This window comes from Bradyrhizobium sp. OAE829, assembly GCF_040546575.1.
Taxonomy (GTDB): domain Bacteria; phylum Pseudomonadota; class Alphaproteobacteria; order Rhizobiales; family Xanthobacteraceae; genus Bradyrhizobium.
In genome coordinates this window covers 7,566,293-7,582,448 of sequence record NZ_JBEPOE010000001.1, presented here as the reverse complement: position 1 = coordinate 7,582,448, position 16,156 = coordinate 7,566,293, and the positions used below count along the sequence as shown (strand labels likewise).

The 16,156-nt window shown below is 62.4% G+C and carries 15 protein-coding genes; 7 read left to right on the top strand and 8 right to left on the bottom strand.

Going from position 1 to position 16,156, the window contains the following annotated elements; genetic code table 11:
- Nucleotides 1-448: 448 nt before the first annotated feature.
- A complete protein-coding gene (locus tag ABIE49_RS35930) occupies nucleotides 449-901 on the bottom strand; it encodes a hypothetical protein (RefSeq protein ID WP_192734552.1) in 453 nt (150 codons plus the stop codon).
- Nucleotides 902-1,194: 293 nt separating this feature from the next.
- Here ABIE49_RS35930 and ABIE49_RS35925 point away from each other — a divergent pair, with 293 nt between their 5' ends.
- Complete coding sequence (locus ABIE49_RS35925) at nucleotides 1,195-1,482, top strand: hypothetical protein (RefSeq protein WP_192734551.1); 288 nt, start codon at nucleotides 1,195-1,197, stop codon at nucleotides 1,480-1,482.
- Nucleotides 1,483-1,529: 47 nt separating this feature from the next.
- Here the strand turns inward: ABIE49_RS35925 and ABIE49_RS35920 are convergent, their stop codons facing one another.
- Nucleotides 1,530-2,390, bottom strand: a complete 861-nt coding sequence (locus tag ABIE49_RS35920; RefSeq protein ID WP_192734550.1) for a LysR substrate-binding domain-containing protein — start codon at nucleotides 2,388-2,390, stop codon at nucleotides 1,530-1,532.
- A gap of 104 nt (nucleotides 2,391-2,494) precedes the next feature.
- Between ABIE49_RS35920 and mdcA the strand changes: the two genes are divergently transcribed.
- From mdcA to ABIE49_RS35905, 3 genes are read left to right on the top strand one after another with little or no spacing between them, the layout of a single operon-like run.
- Nucleotides 2,495-4,165: a malonate decarboxylase subunit alpha gene (gene mdcA / locus ABIE49_RS35915; RefSeq protein WP_192734549.1), complete on the top strand. Its 1,671-nt coding sequence runs from the start codon at nucleotides 2,495-2,497 to the stop codon at nucleotides 4,163-4,165.
- A 50-nt stretch (nucleotides 4,166-4,215) separates the two neighbouring features.
- Nucleotides 4,216-5,451: a malonyl-CoA decarboxylase gene (locus ABIE49_RS35910; protein ID WP_354067145.1), complete on the top strand. Its 1,236-nt coding sequence runs from the start codon at nucleotides 4,216-4,218 to the stop codon at nucleotides 5,449-5,451.
- Nucleotides 5,452-5,461: 10 nt separating this feature from the next.
- Nucleotides 5,462-6,241 carry an alpha/beta fold hydrolase gene (locus ABIE49_RS35905; protein WP_192734752.1) on the top strand — a complete coding sequence of 260 codons (780 nt, stop codon included), beginning with the start codon at nucleotides 5,462-5,464 and terminating at the stop codon, nucleotides 6,239-6,241.
- 219 nt (nucleotides 6,242-6,460) lie between these two features.
- On the opposite strand, the gene ABIE49_RS35900 is transcribed toward ABIE49_RS35905, so the two are convergent.
- The 5 genes from ABIE49_RS35900 to ABIE49_RS35880 form a co-directional block, all read right to left on the bottom strand.
- Nucleotides 6,461-6,973, bottom strand: coding sequence for a hypothetical protein (locus ABIE49_RS35900; protein WP_192734547.1), 513 nt, complete (start codon nucleotides 6,971-6,973; stop codon nucleotides 6,461-6,463).
- A gap of 81 nt (nucleotides 6,974-7,054) precedes the next feature.
- Nucleotides 7,055-7,795 (bottom strand): hypothetical protein, encoded by a 741-nt coding sequence (locus ABIE49_RS35895; protein WP_192734546.1) that lies wholly within the window; start codon nucleotides 7,793-7,795, stop codon nucleotides 7,055-7,057.
- Between the two features lie 145 nt (nucleotides 7,796-7,940).
- Entirely contained in the window at nucleotides 7,941-8,420 is a 480-nt protein-coding gene (locus tag ABIE49_RS35890; protein ID WP_192734545.1) for a hypothetical protein, read from the bottom strand.
- A 41-nt stretch (nucleotides 8,421-8,461) separates the two neighbouring features.
- The gene (locus ABIE49_RS35885) at nucleotides 8,462-8,674 is read right to left on the bottom strand and encodes a hypothetical protein (protein WP_192734544.1); all 213 of its coding nucleotides are present in this window, start codon (nucleotides 8,672-8,674) and stop codon (nucleotides 8,462-8,464) included.
- Between the two features lie 814 nt (nucleotides 8,675-9,488).
- Nucleotides 9,489-9,665, bottom strand: coding sequence for a hypothetical protein (locus tag ABIE49_RS35880; protein WP_192734543.1), 177 nt, complete (start codon nucleotides 9,663-9,665; stop codon nucleotides 9,489-9,491).
- 315 nt (nucleotides 9,666-9,980) lie between these two features.
- Here ABIE49_RS35880 and ABIE49_RS35875 point away from each other — a divergent pair, with 315 nt between their 5' ends.
- Nucleotides 9,981-11,669: an adenylate/guanylate cyclase domain-containing protein gene (locus tag ABIE49_RS35875; protein WP_192734542.1), complete on the top strand. Its 1,689-nt coding sequence runs from the start codon at nucleotides 9,981-9,983 to the stop codon at nucleotides 11,667-11,669.
- Nucleotides 11,670-11,729: 60 nt separating this feature from the next.
- On the opposite strand, the gene ABIE49_RS35870 is transcribed toward ABIE49_RS35875, so the two are convergent.
- On the bottom strand, nucleotides 11,730-13,088 hold the full coding sequence (locus tag ABIE49_RS35870) for an HlyD family type I secretion periplasmic adaptor subunit (protein ID WP_192734541.1): 1,359 nt from the start codon (nucleotides 13,086-13,088) through the stop codon (nucleotides 11,730-11,732).
- Between the two features lie 218 nt (nucleotides 13,089-13,306).
- Between ABIE49_RS35870 and ABIE49_RS35865 the strand changes: the two genes are divergently transcribed.
- Together ABIE49_RS35865 and ABIE49_RS35860 are read left to right on the top strand one after the other, a co-directional pair.
- Nucleotides 13,307-15,067, top strand: coding sequence for a type I secretion system permease/ATPase (locus ABIE49_RS35865; protein ID WP_192734540.1), 1,761 nt, complete (start codon nucleotides 13,307-13,309; stop codon nucleotides 15,065-15,067).
- A 34-nt stretch (nucleotides 15,068-15,101) separates the two neighbouring features.
- Complete coding sequence (locus ABIE49_RS35860) at nucleotides 15,102-15,839, top strand: hypothetical protein (RefSeq protein WP_354067144.1); 738 nt, start codon at nucleotides 15,102-15,104, stop codon at nucleotides 15,837-15,839.
- The last annotated feature ends 317 nt before the right edge of the window (nucleotides 15,840-16,156 follow it).

Sequence of the window (16,156 nt, the reverse complement as noted above, 5' to 3'; positions counted from 1 at the left end):
TGCGAACAACGTCTTGGTCGCCACGGGCGAGATCACACGTTTGCGAACAAAAGAACACGAGAGCACAATCATCTCATCTCCGCGCAGATAAGCTCACGCGGCCGTGAATTGCCGCAAGCCTGCTCATGCGCTTCCAGAATGACTTTTCTTCTCGGAAGATTTGCCCAAAGACAATCCTGACACGCAGCTAGCCATCAGGAACATTTCAAACATGGCGGCCCGGTGCCCTGTTCTCAATTAAATACGCGTTTAGTGTCGCGCGATCATTTTTGGCTTGCCGACACGTCATCAGCGAATAAGGCGCCCTACCCTAATCGCACGACTATTACATCGCGGCAGGATCAATCCATGAGACTGACCTCGGCATGCTCGCATACCGAGGTCGTCTCATGGCCGCCGAGCCTGTCGGATTACCGCTGCAGATCGTGATCGGCATCCACTCTGCCCATCAACCGCACACCTGAACAGGTTGCCGGTGCCAACCATGCGCGGTGTGCACGCGGCGTTGAACGACATAGCAACCATCGCTTTCAGCGTAAGAATCGCTCGAAGCGTTCGGATAGCCGTAACCGTAGCCGTCGCTATAGTCGTCATAATAGTACGGATCGTAGAATCCGTAGCCTAGGCCCGTGCCGAGCGCGAAGCGGCTTCCAAAGCCGCGACCATGAAATCCCTGGCCGTGAAATCCACCGCCTCGAAAGCCGCCGAAGCTGCTCCCGCCGTGGAAGCCCCCGGCCAGATTGCCACCATGGAAGCCGCCGCCTCCGAAGCCTCCACCGCCGTGGAAACCGCCACCGCCTCCGTGGCCACCACCGCCTCCACCACGCGCCAGGGCCATGGTTGGAGAAGCCAGGCCAATGGACATGACTGCCAATAACGCGATCGCTGTTTTATGCAACATGAACGTTCTCCGTCAGAGATACAGCTCCCAGCCGGGACTTGTGACCTGGAAATGGGAGACGCATCGAGCAAACGCCACCAGCTGCGACGCGTCCGCCGCTCAACTCTGCGCGAGCCTTGTCGGCCAAGAAGGCCGTGGTTGCTTCGACTAGTTCATTCACCGGGGATTGCCGAGCCGGCGCTGGGCTTTTCTAAAACTGAATTTAGTGGCATCGGCGGACTGCGAACCTAAACTTCACGCGCATCACTCAACGAGTTGCACAGAACCGGCCGACGCCAACGAGGAGTTACGATATGAAAAAGCTTTCCGTTCTTTGTATCGCCCTTTGCTTTGGCCTTTCAACCACCGCGGCGTTTGCCCGCGGCGGCATGGGAGGAGCGCATGGCATGGGAGCGTCTCATATGTCCATGATGGGCGGCGGCGCCCTCGGCACCACCGCTGCCGCGCCCGGCACCAACTCGTCTGGCACGGCACTTTCCTCAGATGGCGTGGGCCGCCCGATGCTTGACCCCATGCCCTCTATCGACTCCGAAAACGCGAAGATCGACAAGGAGATAAATTCGATCTGCCGGGGATGTTGATGCTACCGTGCCGGGGCGTTGCCACTCAGATTGAGTTCGGGTTCATCTCAGATCGCCGGGCGCGACGGACCCTGTGCAAGGGTCTGCAGAACCGCTGCCAGCGCTGCGGCAGCCTTCTCGGGCCGGGCCTTCTCGTAGATCGCGAACTCAAGGTCAGGAAGCCGCGGCAGCCCCTCTTCGACACCGAGAATGCGCAGGCCCGCGATCACTGCGCTGGCAGGAAGCGGGGTGACAGCGAGGCCCGCGAGCGCCGCCGCGCGCACGCCTGTCAAACTGGGGCTGGTATAGACGATTTCCCAGGTCAGCTCGTTGTTATTGAGCGCGATGAGTGCAGCCTCGCGAGAAACCGATCGCTCGCGATACAGGGCCAGCGGCAGCGCCGCCCCCGGAACAAGGTCGAACGTGTCGGCCGCGGCCCATACCAGCGGCTCACGCCACACCACGCGCCCCTTCGAGGTTCCGAGCGGCCGCTTTGCGAACACGACGTCAAGCCGCCCCGCGTTAAGTTGCTCGATCAACTCCGCGCTGACACCGATCTGCACCTCGAGCTTCACGCCCGGATTGAGCGTGGCGAAGCGGCCGAGCGCCGAGGGCAGCGAACCGCCGGCGACCTCCTCGACCACTCCGAGACGCACCATGCCAGACAGCCGCGGCGCCGCGAGGCGATGGCGGGCCGCTTCCTCCAGTTGCAACAGCCGGCGCGCGTCGCCCAGCAGCATCTCGCCATCGTCGGTCAGTGCGACACTGCGCGTTGTCCGCCGAAACAAGGGCCGTTTGGTCTCGAGCTCAAGCCGCTTGATCTGTTGGCTCACCGTCGATTGGGTCAGGTTGAGCCGCTCCGCGGCGCGGTGAAAACCGCCGTAGTCGGCCACGGCAACAAAGGCACGCAACAGCTCGAAATCCAGCATTTGATTGATCCTGATTTACGATCAATCATATTATAAAATATCGTTTCTATAATCAATGATGTTCTCCTAGCTTTTGCTTGGAGGACAGCGAAAGGAGACTAATCATGTTGGACACGTCACGACGCCGAGCTAATCGCGACTCCCGCCTCGCGCGGGCCGCCGCGCTCAGCGGCACGAGCGGAAAGGTCTGCCCGGCCGATCTCGCCACGCAGTTGCTCGAGGCAATCATCGAGCCCGGCGACCGCGTGACGATCGAAGGCGACAATCAGAAGCAGGCGGATTTTCTCGCCTCGGCCCTGGCGAAGGTGGATCCTGCGCGGGTGCACGATCTGCACATGGTGCAGTCGGTGCTGGCGCTGCCCGACCATCTCGCCGTGTTCGAGCGCGGCATCGCGAACCGCCTCGATTTCTCCTATGCGGGGCCGCAAAGCCGCAAGCTCGCCCAACTCGTCGCTGCGAACGCGGTCAAAATCGGCGCGATCCACACCTATCTCGAACTCTATGCGCGCATGCTGGTGGACCTGACGCCGCAAGTCGCACTTGTCGTCGCCGACAAGGCCGACCGCAACGGCAATCTCTATACGGGGCCGAACACCGAGGACACGCCGACCATCACCGAGGCGACGGCGTTCCGGGGCGGCATTGTAGTCGCGCAGGTCAACGAGATCGTGGACCGCCTGCCGCGCGTCGACATACCCGGCGACTGGATCGACATCGTGGTGCCAGGCCCCAAGCCGTATCTGATCGATCCGCTGTTCACGCGCGATCCCGCCAAGATCAGGAACGAGAACGTCCTGATGGCGATGATGGCGATATCCGCTGTCTACGAACCCTACCAGGTCAGGCGGCTCAACCACGGGATCGGCTATGCGACCGCGGCGATCGAACTGATCCTGCCAACCTATGCCGCGCAGCGCGGGCTGAAGGGCAAGGTCGCCAGCCATTTCGTGCTCAACCCGCACCCGACCCTGATCCCCGCGATCGAAGCCGGCTTCGTCGACAGCGTCTATTGCTTCGGCTCCGAGCTGGGCATGGAACGCTATGTCTCGAACCGCGCCGATATATTCCCGGTTGGCGCCGACGGTAATCTGCGATCCAACCGCGCGCTCGCACAGGTCGCCGGGCAATATGCCTGCGACCTCTTCATCGGCGGAACGCTGCAGATCGACGCCCAGGGTAACAGCTCGACAGCCACCAAGGATCGCATCACTGGCTTCGGCGGCGCGCCGAACATGGGCGCGGACACGCGTGGCCGCCGCCACGACAGTCCCGCCTGGCTGCGCGCCGGTCAGGAAGCGGGCGAGAGCCTGCGCGGACGCAAGCTAGTGGTGCAGATGGTGCAGACCCAACAGCCGAATGGCGCGCCGAGCTTTGTCGAACGGCTGGACGCATTCGATCTCGCAGCCTCGGCCGGCTTCGCGCTACCACCGGTCATGATCTATGGTGACGACGTCACCCATGTCGTCACCGAATGTGGTGTGGCCAATCTTTTGCGTTGCCGGTCGCCACAGGAACGCGAGGCGGCATTGCGCGCGGTCGCCGGCGATACTGAGTTCGGAAGGCGACAATCGCCCGAAACAAGCGACAGCCTGCGCCGCCGCGGTATCGTGATGTTGCCATCCGACCTCGGCATCGATGTCAGCGCCGCAACCCGCGACTGGCTCGCGGCGCAGTCCATCGATGACCTCGTGTCAGCGTCAGGCGGGCTCTATTTGCCGCCGGCAAAATTCCGCCCGGCCACGGTCCCCCACGTTGAGCAGAGGAGCCAACGATGATCCCGAACACGCAAACCGCAAATGACCTGTCCAGCTCGAAGCCCGCGCCCGTGGATCGTGCGAAACAGCTTGCGGCGACACTGCTGTCGCAACGCGGCGAGGCATCCGGCGCGCAGGTCGCTCGCGAACTGCACCACGTACTGCGTGCGCTCGATGCGGACGACCGGCACCACTTCCAGCGCCATCTAGCGACGGAATTTCAGCCCGACGAAGCGGCACTTCGCGCAGCAGCGGAGCGTTATCTCGCCGACGCCACGGCGGAAGCCGCCGCCGCGCTGGCACGGGCCGGCGATCCGCCCCGGCAGGAGCTGCTGCGGCGCATGAACATGGCGCCCGGCGGCACCGGCGCGCTGATCGCGATGCGCAGTGAAATTGCCTCATTCCTGCGCGGCGAACCGGAACTGAGGCTGCTCGATGCCGACCTCAAGCATCTGTTCGCCTCCTGGTTCAACCGCGGCTTTCTCGAGCTGCGGCGGATCGACTGGCAGTCCCCGGCGGCGGTGCTGGAGAAGCTCATCGCCTATGAGGCGGTGCATGAGATCAAGGGCTGGGACGATTTGCGGCGGCGTCTCGCGCCGGATCGCCGCTGCTTCGCATTCTTCCATCCCGCGCTTCCCGGCGAGCCGCTGATCTTTGTCGAAGTCGCGCTGGTGCAGGGGTTGGCCACGGCAATGCCGCCGTTGCTCGCACGGCAGACAGATGAAGCGGCCGCACAGGCGCAAGCTATGTGTGCCGACACCGCTATTTTCTATTCGATCTCCAGCTGCCAGGACGGCCTGCGCGGCATATCGTTCGGCAATTTCCTGATCAAGCAGGTGGTCGAGGAGCTCAAGGCGGAGTTTCCGCAGCTGAAGCGTTTTTCCACCTTGTCGCCGGTGCCGGGCTTTCGGCGCTGGCTCGGTCAACGGCTCGCGAATGGAAGCGATCCCGATGCCGCGCTGTTGCCGCAACTCGAGAGCAGCGGCTGGTGGAATGACCCCGCGCAGAGCGAGACGCTGCGCGCGCCCTTGCTGCGGCTTTGCGCCCGCTATCTGACGCGGCAACCCTCGCTACGCATCGATCCGGTGGCGCGCTTTCACCTCGGCAACGGCGCGCGGCTCGAACGTGTCAATTGGCTCAGCAACAACGCGCCTCGCGGCATCCGGGAATCCTTCGGCATCATGGTCAACTATCTCTATGATCATGACAGCATCGAGGATAACCACGAGGCCTTTGTACGTGACGGGACCATCGTGCGTTCGCCTGAGGTCGACGCACTGCTCAAGGCTTATTCCAACCAACCTTAAGGGAAGAGATATCATGATGAACAGACGCGCTTTTTCCGCCGCCCTCGTGACCGGTCTCGCGGCTTCGCTGATCTCCACACGTGGCATGGCCGCAAATTCCACTCCCGTGAAGGCGAAGAACATCGTGCTTGTGCACGGGCTGTTCGCTGACGGCTCGTGCTGGTCAGAGGTGATCGCGCGCTTGCAGGCGGCGGGGCTGAACGCCACAGCCGTGCAAAATCCGCTGACGACGCTGCCTGAAGCGGTCGCGTCCGCGCAGCGCGTGCTGGATCGGCAGGATGGCCCTACCGTTCTTGTCGGTCACTCCTTCTCCGGCATGATCGTCACCGAAGCCGGCGTGCATCCGAAAGTCTCCGCCCTCGTCTATGTGGCGGCGCGCGCGCCGGATGCGGGCGAGGATTACACCGCCCTGGCCAAGACATATCCAACACCGCCGGCGTCGGCGGGGATCGTGTTCGACGGCGATGAAGGCCGCCTTTCCGAGGAGGCATTTCTTCGCGATTTTGCCGGCGACCTGCCGGAAGCGAAGGCCAGGGTGCTCTACGCCGTGCAGCAGCCGTTCCACAAGGCCCTGCTCTCAGGCAAGACTACCCAGGCGGCCTGGCGATCGAAGCCGAGCTACTACGCGGTTTCCACGGATGACCGCACCATCAATCCCGACCTTGAGCGCTTCATGGCCAAGCGGATGGGCGCCAAGACCATCGAGGTAAAGGCCAGCCATCTGTCGCTGATCTCCCGTCCCGACGAGATCACGCGGCTGATCCTCGAAGCCGCGGGACAGCAAGCCTGACGCACCCGGCACCTGCACAGCGCGAAAGGAGCAAAGCGCCAATAAATGCTTTGATCTGTGGACTGGAACCCAGTGATGCGGACTGCCTCTACGTTCACGACGTAGGGGTCCTTCCTGAAGTCCGGGGCATGGGTCTGCAGAACGTCATGTGGATCTGATGGCCGAATGCGCATTTAACCCGCCGCTCCACGCGAGATGGCGGGTTAAAGCGAACCCGCCCTACGGGAGCTTTTGATCAAGCCCCTTCAAGTCGTCGAGGAGAAGTCCTGGAAGAATCTCCTGCCTGATTGCCTCGGCATCGGCGCACTGAAGGCTTCCCCGTTCTTGATCGTATAAAATTCCGTAAAGGAACCCAGAAGCTGTTGGGTTCGAAGGCGGCGAAGCTATTCCATTCTGACCCAGATCTCTCTTGAGCTCGAACCACGTCAGAAACAGCCTGATCAAATGAGTTAGCTCTCTCGACTCGTCTTCTGGCAATCGATCGCGTGTCGGGTAAAGCCGAGCCATATCGGAAATCTTGCTCATCAAATCAGGATTTCCCCTGATTGCTTTAAGGCACTCCACGAGAAAACTGAGTTTGGGCAAACGCAATTTCGCCACCGGTATCATGGCTGGCTCTTGTGAGTCTCCGCGTCTCGCCTTCTGTTCCGCGTCCAAAGCCCAAAGCTCCTCCAGCCAACTAAAATATTGGCCGTTTGCATCAGTCCATGGCTTGTATTTCTCGTCAGTCATTTTGTACGTCCACGGTCAATGCCTTTACCCAGCTTGTCAGCTGCGTAGGGCGAGCTGTTCCGCAGCCATCGCTCGTTCCCTTTAGTCCCGCGCGAACATCTTGCGCGCGCGAATGGACTCCCATGCCTCCGGAGACTCCAAACTGTCGATCTTGCCCATCGCAATTGCGCGCAAGAGACTGTGCACACCGAGATGGCCGCGATTGATCAGCCCATACTTGGCCGTGATCGCGTCCTCAAGCGGCGTCACGACATCCCTTAGAAGGTCGTCGTCGATACCGGCAAATTCGCCCCGCTTGACTACTTCTTTGACGACGTCCCAATAGGCGGAGTTCGCCATCAAACCGCGGGCCATCCACATCACCTCGTCCGCCGTCGCTTTCGTGGTCAAGATGCCGCTGCGGTCGCCCGCCCGTTGAAAGAACCGATCTTCCAGAAAGGCCCGGGCCTCCGAATCGTCGACGCCGGAAATCGCGCCGTCGCCAATCCATCGCGCGAGCGTGACCGCAAGGTTCAGGAGCAGAGGATCACGTGTGGAGTCGAGCGGCGGGAACGGGACCGCGCCGCAGAAATCATGAGCAAATGTGGTGGGCTTGCGATCTGACGCACGCCAGTTCCTGCGGGCAACGAAGTCGGCCAGCATTCGCGCAATGACATTGACTTCTTCGGGTGTGAAATCGCCATGCACACCGACACGCTCGAATGCCTGTCGCGCCGCTTCATCAGCCCGGAGAAAAGCTGTCAGTTCGAGCAATTCGTCGATGCTCGTCGGTTCGAACATCGTCTCTGGTGGGGGCGACGACTCGTCGGATTCAGGACTCATGCAATTAGCTCCACGGGTGGAGATTGGCGTGGCCCTGGAAGGCGTGCCACTTTTGCAGCGGCCCGGCGACTCCCACAGTAGCAACCGCGCGCAGGATCGCGAGATGGCGGGCTAAAGCGAACCCGCCCTACGGGAGCTAAGCCAGCTATTGCCGATCGCGCCACGCAAACCTCCGACCCGGCCGCACCACGAGCGCCCACCAGAAACCGGCGGAACAAGTGCCGCCAATGGCAGCGGCACTCGTAAAGAAAATGAGACTGCCTGCGAGATTGGAGGTTTGAGCGGTTCCTCGCGCGACGTCGACGAACAGCAGTGAATGAAGAAGAAACTCGGCAGCGAACAGGCTGATCAGGAAGGATACCCACCATCCTCCCGAAAGACGCTTCATCAGCCAGTACGATTTCGGCCACTCGATGCTCAGGCCTATGACCATCGCGCAGGCCAGTGCGATGAAGCTGCCGACGAACCATACGGCCGAAACAAATTCCGCGATGCCAGTGAAGTCACGACGGCCGGATTGGAGAAGGCCAACTGCCGCAAACCCCACTGCAAATATCAATGGCGACACTATTCCCGTCAACAAAATCGCAGCAAGGCCACGTCCAACAAGAGCGAGGCGTTTCATGCGTGTCCCCGACCCGACCGGCCGAACAGCAGCGGCATGGTTCAGACCTCCGGATATTCTGCATACAACATGCCCGCAATTCCATCCGCCTTGGCGCGCGACGGTGACGGGAAAGCGTCGATTCGTCGCCCGAGGATGAAGTTAGCCATCACATCCAACGGTTGTAAACGGGAACGCGGAGCGAGCCCTAACTTTCCGTGAATGGAGAAGAACAATCTGCTGCCGTGGGCGGAAGCAAAAAGCCCGTTACCCATCTACGAGCTTCGCCCTGGCGCCTCCCAGCCAATTGCGAAACGCCAGCTGCGTCGCCTCACACGCAAGCACAATCTTGCGGCCTGCGTGCGACAAATCAACCCGACGGGCAAATCAGTTCTGGTTTTCGTAAATCATGTCAAGCCCCGAAACAAGAAATATTTCTGTTTACCAGAATGAAAATCAGGTGCATATGTTTGCCCATCCCGTCCCACTCAGAGGGCGTCGGCCGTCGTCACGGACGTTGGACGGGTTGCGGTGGACGCCGATGTTGCGGAGACGTAACGCGACAGAGGCGTACGGCGAAGACGCGTGGTCCTGGCGCCCGTTGCTGGCGTCAAGTTCCTGAGAGGCCAAATGCCGATCAGGGGCGACGGAGTCAATCAAGAACTCGTCTCCGGGGAGAGCGCGATATAAGCCGTAAAGCCATTGCGCAGGGAATGTCGGATGTTCTCCGCTGCCCTGTATGCTCGTGTGCAGCCTACTTAGCACAATCCGCACACGAGACCGCGGGTGCAGCGCGCATCCGGCATTCCCTGCGCCCTCTATTTGCAGAGGGCGGGAAGTTTCTGGCAAAGCTCGGGCGCAATGCGTCGCGAGAACGCCAAAGTGTGTTTTGGATAATGGTGCAACAACAAACACCGCCGTCGTCCCGGCCTTGAGCACAGATGCGCAATTGCGCATCGGGGGACCCATAGCCACAGGAAGAAGTTTTGCGAATGGCGTCTGTTACCGAGCCTCTATCGAGAGATCACGCGGTATGGGTCCCGGCCTTCGCCGGGACGACGTGAGAGATGGTCACGCCATCACCCCACGTCACCGCTCCCTGCCCGCCTCATCGAGGGCCTGCATGATCGGCGAGAGCAGATACTGGATGACCCGCCGTTGGCCGGTCTTGATCTCGGCCTGCACCGAGAGCCCGGGGCCGAGCGCCTGCTTGCGGTCGCGGACGCGGATGCTGGTCTCCAGCAGGCGGCAGGTTTTCCGGGTCATTGCCTATCCCACCTGGCGTGGATCCCGGCCAAGGTGATGGCCGCTTCAACGACGATCCGAACGCCACGCAACGCAGAACAAGGCGGCCGTGAAGCTGCGGGCCGGTCGATGCCGGACCGCCGCCGAAGATTGAGTATGGACGACGCCGAGGCAGATAGTCCACATTATCTGTCCCGCGCGTCCTTGCCCCGATGGAGAAGCGACCGTGATCTCTTCAAGTCGAATTCGTGATGCGAAACGCTTTGAAGCAAGTCGCTTTGATGCAAGTATTGGAGCCGACAACAACGCTCCCAGGGGCGGAAAAGGCGTGGTGCGATGAGCTTACCGTCTCGTCGCCTGGAGCAAGCCGCTCGCCTCATCGCGCTGGTTTCCGGTCTTGCTCTGTTCGTCTTCGCCGCGGCGGAGCTTTGCAATTATGCGACGGGTCTGGTGTCGCTGGAAACGATGGGCGACATCGCGGCTTGGCGAACGGCGCTTATTCGGTCATGGCCCGGCGCCGCGCTGCTGTTCGTCGCGTTCGTCGGTCATATCGGCACTACGCTGTGGTTCGTCGCTCGCCGGGCAACGTTGCGGATGTCACTATCGGACGCCGTCCTGACGTTCAGCGGCATCCTCGTTCCGTTGCTGCTCCTGCCCTACATCGTCGACACCCGAGGAGCAAACCTGCTTTTCGGGGTCGACGACGATTCACTCTATAAGCTCGCCAGGCTCTGGCCCGAACACGCATTCCTCTATGTCACCCTGATCGTGCTGCTATGGGGCCACGGCTGCCTCGGTCTCCACGAATGGCTCAAGTTACGGCCGAGATACGCTGCCATCGCGCCGGTTCTGACAGTCCTGGCGTTGGCGCTGCCGATTGCAGCGGTCGCCGGACTGGTCGCTGCGGCCCGGGTTGTCGGCGTGCTGATGGCGGACGATGCGTTTGCAGCGCAGGTTCGCGCGGCGACGCGGTGGCCCTCGGCCGCGGCGGAGGATGCTCTGTGGCGATGGCGCCTGACCGCGGTGGCGGCCTACGCGGCTTTCCTGGTGGCGGCGACCGGAGCCGTCATCGTGCGGTTCCTGAGGATCGTGGTCGCGCCCAAGATCGACGTGACTTATGTCAATGGCTCCACGCTGAAGGCTTCGACCGGTCCGACCCTGCTCGAGATCAGCCGCATCCACGGGGTACCTCACGCCGATGGCTGCGGAGGACGCGGCCGCTGCACGGCTTGCAGCGTACGGATCGAGCAAGGCGAAGCTTCGTTGCCTCCCCGCACGGCCGCCGAGCTTGAAATGCTCGGCGCGGAAGATCCCCTCGTCCGGCTTGCGTGTCAGATCCGGCCGACGGCGGCGTTGACGGTCACCCGGCTCGCGCACACCGCCGATGCCGCCGCCACAGAGCCCGAGCTCGATTCGGCGGGAATCGAACGGCAGGTCGCGGCGCTCTGCGTCCAGTTGCAGGATCAAGCCGCCCTGATGGGTGCGCGGCGGGCTTACGACGCGATCTTCCTCCTCAACGAGTTCCTCGACATGGCCCACACCGCCATCGCAAATCACAAGGGCTGGGTTGTGCGGATGACCGGAGGCGGAATCGTTGCCGTGTTTGGCCGGGACGACTCCCCGCAGGCCGCATGCCGCGCCGCCGCGGCGGCGAGCGCCGACATCGACGTCGCGCTCGACCGCATCAACGAAAAGTTCGCCGCAGAGCTTGGCCGGCCGATCGCTGTGGCGATGGGACTGGCGTTCGGCGCGGCCTATCTCGGCCGGATTGGTGCGGGACCTTCGAAGGTGCTGACCGCGATCGGACCGGTTATCGATGCCGCAAGCGGCCTCGCCGCGCTGACTGAAGCTCGTGGCAGCCAGTTGCTATCCGATTCAATTGCGCTCGAGGCCGCTGGTCTCGACGCCACGGGGTTTGAGCTGGTGTCGCTGACCGCCAAAAATGGCGAGACCCGGCAGGTATTCGCAACCGGCCATGCGCGGCTGGGTGTGCCGGGCAAGCCTCCACCTGTCCCTCCCGGTTGAGACCTGGGCCGCATGCCTCGCTTCCGCAATTACGCCGCAGCAATCCCGCCGGTCCTGCGGTCACTTCTCCCGGAACGTCTTGGCGAAGCTGCTCTTCAGCGGCCCGATGAAATAGGTGAGCGCAGTACGCTCGCCGGTCGAGATCAGGATGTCGGCCTGCATGCCCGGCTGGATCTTCTTCGCGATATTTTCCGGCACGGCGCTGTAGTCGATCACGATCTTGGCGGCGAAATAAGGCTGTTGCTGCTGTTGATTGCCGGTCTGGTCGACGGTCGCATCGGGCGCGATGCTGACCACCTTGCCCAGGATGACCGAGACTTGCCGCGACGAGAAGTTGGCGAAGCGCACTTCGGCGGTCTGACCAACCTCGACACTTTCAATATCGCTCGGCTGAACGCGTGCGGTGACCAGCAGCCCCTCACCGAGCGGAACGATTTCGGCCAGGGTTTCACCGGGCTTAACGACCGCGCCGACGCCGTGCACCTTCAGTCCGAGCACGGTGCCGCTCCGCGGCGCCCGCACATCGACCCGGGTCAGGACATCCTCGGCCATCACGATCTTTTCCCGCGCGTCCGAAATCTTGGCGCGGATATCGTTCAGCGCGGTGGAGACTTCATCGTCGAACTTGAAGCGGGCTTGCTTGATCTGAAGCTTCGCTTCTTCGATAGCTTTGCCGAACCGCAAGATATCACTTTCGGCAAGACCAAATTCGCCTTCGACGCGGTTCGCGTCGCGTTCAAGCGCGAGATACTTGTTGCGCGCATAGAAGCCCTTTGCGACCAGCGGAAACACCGTTGTCATTTCGGTTTTGAAGCTCGCCATCTGGGCCGCAAGCGAATCCCTCTGGCGCGTGCGTCCGGTAATGTCCTGCTGCTTCTGCTCGATCTGGGCGGCGAGAATGCCGATCTGGCCGTCGAGCGACTGCTTCCGCTCACGGAATTGCCGCTCCTGGTCCCTGATCGCCATGTCGGTTTCGGCGACCTTGCGCCGTGCCAGCAGGTCGGCCGGGAATTTGATCTGGGCGGCCCGCGTCTGCTCGGCAACAAGTCGGGCTTCCGTGGCCAGATTGGCGTCGATCTGCTTGCGCAGCAGGTCGAGATTGGCCTGGGCGTTGGTGGGTTGCAGGCGGAGGAGCACATCCCCTTCCTTCACCTGCTGTGCGTCGCGGACCAGGATTTCCCGGACGATGCCGCCTTCGAGATGCTGGACCGGCTTGTTGCTGCTCTCGACGGCCACCTGGCCTTGCGCAATGGCGGCGCGACCGAGCGGGGCGAAACCAGCCCAGACGCCGAAGCCACCAAATACCAGCGCGATGGCGGCAAAGCCGAGCCGGCCATAACCGCGGTGATCATCCAGATTTTTGGGCAGTTTTTTGGGAGCGCAAAATTGGTCTGGCGTGTTGAGCGCAAGGGCGTGCATGTTGGTCCTCCGTCAGCATGATGACGCATCCTGCGCGATCTGGCGCCGCCCCACTGTGAGTGACATCACGCACGGTTCACCCGCGCTCCCCTTGATCGAACTGCACCTCGAAAGTCCGCTCCAGGGGACTAAAACCGGAGCTTTTGGCTTCGTGACACGCGTCACAGTCGGCGCCGATCCCGACATGCCAAAACGTTGTCCAGCCGATGGAGGACAACATGGCCGCTCAGAGCAACAGGACCCATAGCCGCTCGCCGCTCACTCAGGCCTTGAAAGCTTGCTATCCCGCCCTGGGAACGACGTTCGTCCTGAGCATGTTCATCAACGCTGCCATGCTCGCATCACCGCTGTATTCGATGCAGGTCTATGATCGTGTCCTGACCAGTCGCAATGTCAGCACCCTGGTCATGCTGACGCTGGTCGTTGGCATTTTCCTGGTCCTCTACGGCGTACTCGAATTCACCCGGTCAGGCGTCCTGGCGCGCGCCGGCGTTCGGTTCGAAAGCGCTCTGCGACGGCCGCTCTTTGAAACCATGATGAAGGCCGAGTTGTCGCCGCAGCACCGGATGGGTCAGCAGGTGATCCGCGACGCCGAGACGATCCGCGAATGCATCAGCGGCGGCGTCGCGGCAATCATCTGCGACGTGCCCTGGACGCCGGTATTCGTCGTGCTCTGCTTCATGCAGCACGTCGTACTCGGCACGGTGGCGCTTGTCGGTGCGTTCGTCCTCTTCGGTCTTGCCTTGGCCACCGAGTTTTACACGCGCTCCGGCGTCAACGAGGCGGGCCGGCTGGCGAACGAGGCCAACCGCTTCGCAGCGTCGGCACTGCGCAATGGCGAGGTGGTGCGCGGCCTCGGCATGGGCGACGTCGTGCTCGACCGCTGGAGCGGCGCGCAGTACGCCCATATCGCAGTCCATAGCGCCGCCACCGAGCGCGGAGCGGCGCTTCACGCCCTCGTCAAGTTCGTCCGGCTCACAGTTCAGATCAGCATGCTCTGTGCCGGTGCGTGGCTCGCCATCGACAAAGAGATTTCCCCCGGCGCCATGATGGCCGCGTCGATCATCATGGGCCGCGCGCTCGCTCCGATCGAGCAGATCGTCGGCCAGTGGAAGCGCATCGTGGCCTTCCGGACCTCCTTCAATCGTCTTGAAAACCTGTTCCACGCACTCCCGCTTGGCGAAGCGCCGACCGCCCTGCCCACGCCCAAAGGCAACATCGAAGTCGAAAACGCGGTGATCTGGCCGCCCAATGCGTCCCGTCCGGCGGTCAAGGGGGTTTCGCTCAGTCTCAAGGCGGGAGAAAGCATAGCGATCGTCGGCGCCTCGGCGAGCGGCAAGTCTACCCTGGCTCGCGCTCTTGCCGGTGTTTGGCCGCTGCGCGATGGCACAATACGGATCGACGGCGCGGAATACAGCCAATGGGACCAGAACGTGCTCGGCAAGCATATCGGTTACCTGCCGCAGGACATCGAACTGTTCTCCGGGACAGTGGCTGAAAACATTGCCCGTCTTGGCACGGTCGATCCCAAGGCCGTCGTCGCGGCTGCCCGGGCCGCGGGTGCCCACGAAGTAATCCTGCGCCTGCCGAACGGCTACGACACGTTGCTCGGCGAAGGCGGCGTGGCGCTGTCCGGCGGCATGCGCCAGCGGGTCGGTCTTGCCCGCGCGCTCTATGGCTGCCCACGCCTTGTGATCCTGGACGAGCCCAACTCCAACCTCGACGAGGAAGGCGAAAAAGCGCTCGGCCGTGCGATGGCGGCGATGAAGGCAGCCGGCTGCACGGTGATCGCGGTGACCCACCGCAACCTGCTCCTGGCCCATGTCGACAAGCTGATGGTGATGTCGTTCGGACAGGTCATCGCACAAGGCCCGCGTGACGAGGTGATCGCCAGTATCCGCGGCAACAAGGTTGCGCTTGCGGCGACCACAGAACGCTCTGTGCGTAACGTCACTTCCGAGGCCCTCGCGACCGGCTAGAACCAACCGCGTCACCTACTCGGGGAGAAAAGTCATGATGAAGTTCTGGATGATGGGCGGCGCGGTCATCGCGGTATCGATAGCCGCGATGGTGTGGAACACGGGGCCGGTCCGCTCGTCGGAAAAACTGCTGAGCAAGGCGCAGTCGGAATTTGCGACCAAAGCGCGAGACGCGTTGATCCAGCGCAAAACGGCACAGGCTCCGACAGTGTCGACGCCGACAGCCGCGCCGAAGTCGCTTCCCCTGCCGCCCGACGTTTTCCCGTCCCTGGACCCGGTCGCTGCTGCGCCGATCGCGGCTCCCGAAACGTCTGTCGAAATCGCCGCTCCGGAGACGCCAACAGTGACCCTGGCCTCCCTCGATACGCCGGCCGTATCGCGAGACCCCCTCTCCTCTCCGGCAACCCTGCCGGCCCCGGCCCGTCTGCCCGCGCCGGCAGTGGAAGATGCTTCGGCGCGCCCTCAAATGGCATCGCTGCCCGAGGAGCCCAAGTCACCGGTATTGGCACCGGTATTGCCGAAGCGGATCGACGTGGCGCCGATGTCCGAAGTCGCAACGGCCGAACCGCCGGCCGTCACCCGGACGTTCGCGGAACCCCAGCGTCAATTCAAGGCCGAACGCAAGACACGCCGCGTACAGCGCGAGCGCAGGACGAACGATGTCGTCTATCGCTCCGAACGCAGGGCGCCGCGATATTCAACGCCCTACAATTTCGAGACCTTGCGCGCCCGCGCGCCGGAAATCGCCGCGGCAATCGCCCGGTACATGTAACAATAGAGCGTCGAACCTGTTTTGGGCGGAGCAGCATTGCTCCGCCCCTTCTGTTCAAGAGTTACCTCGCCCAAGCGAATCGCCTTGATGCGAAAGATAGCGAACTGACGCGGTATTGATTCCAGCTGTTCGTTTTCCAGGCACCGTCCGTCTCATCAAACGTTCATCGATCGCGCAGCGGATGAGTGAGCGGGTCGTGTGCGCACGAAAACGATCCGTAACGTTCCTAACTTCACAAGATCGGAAGATGCTCGACGCGCGTTATGTGTGGAAAATCACAGATGCGAATGAGCGGAGACCCCACTCTCTCCGTGCTG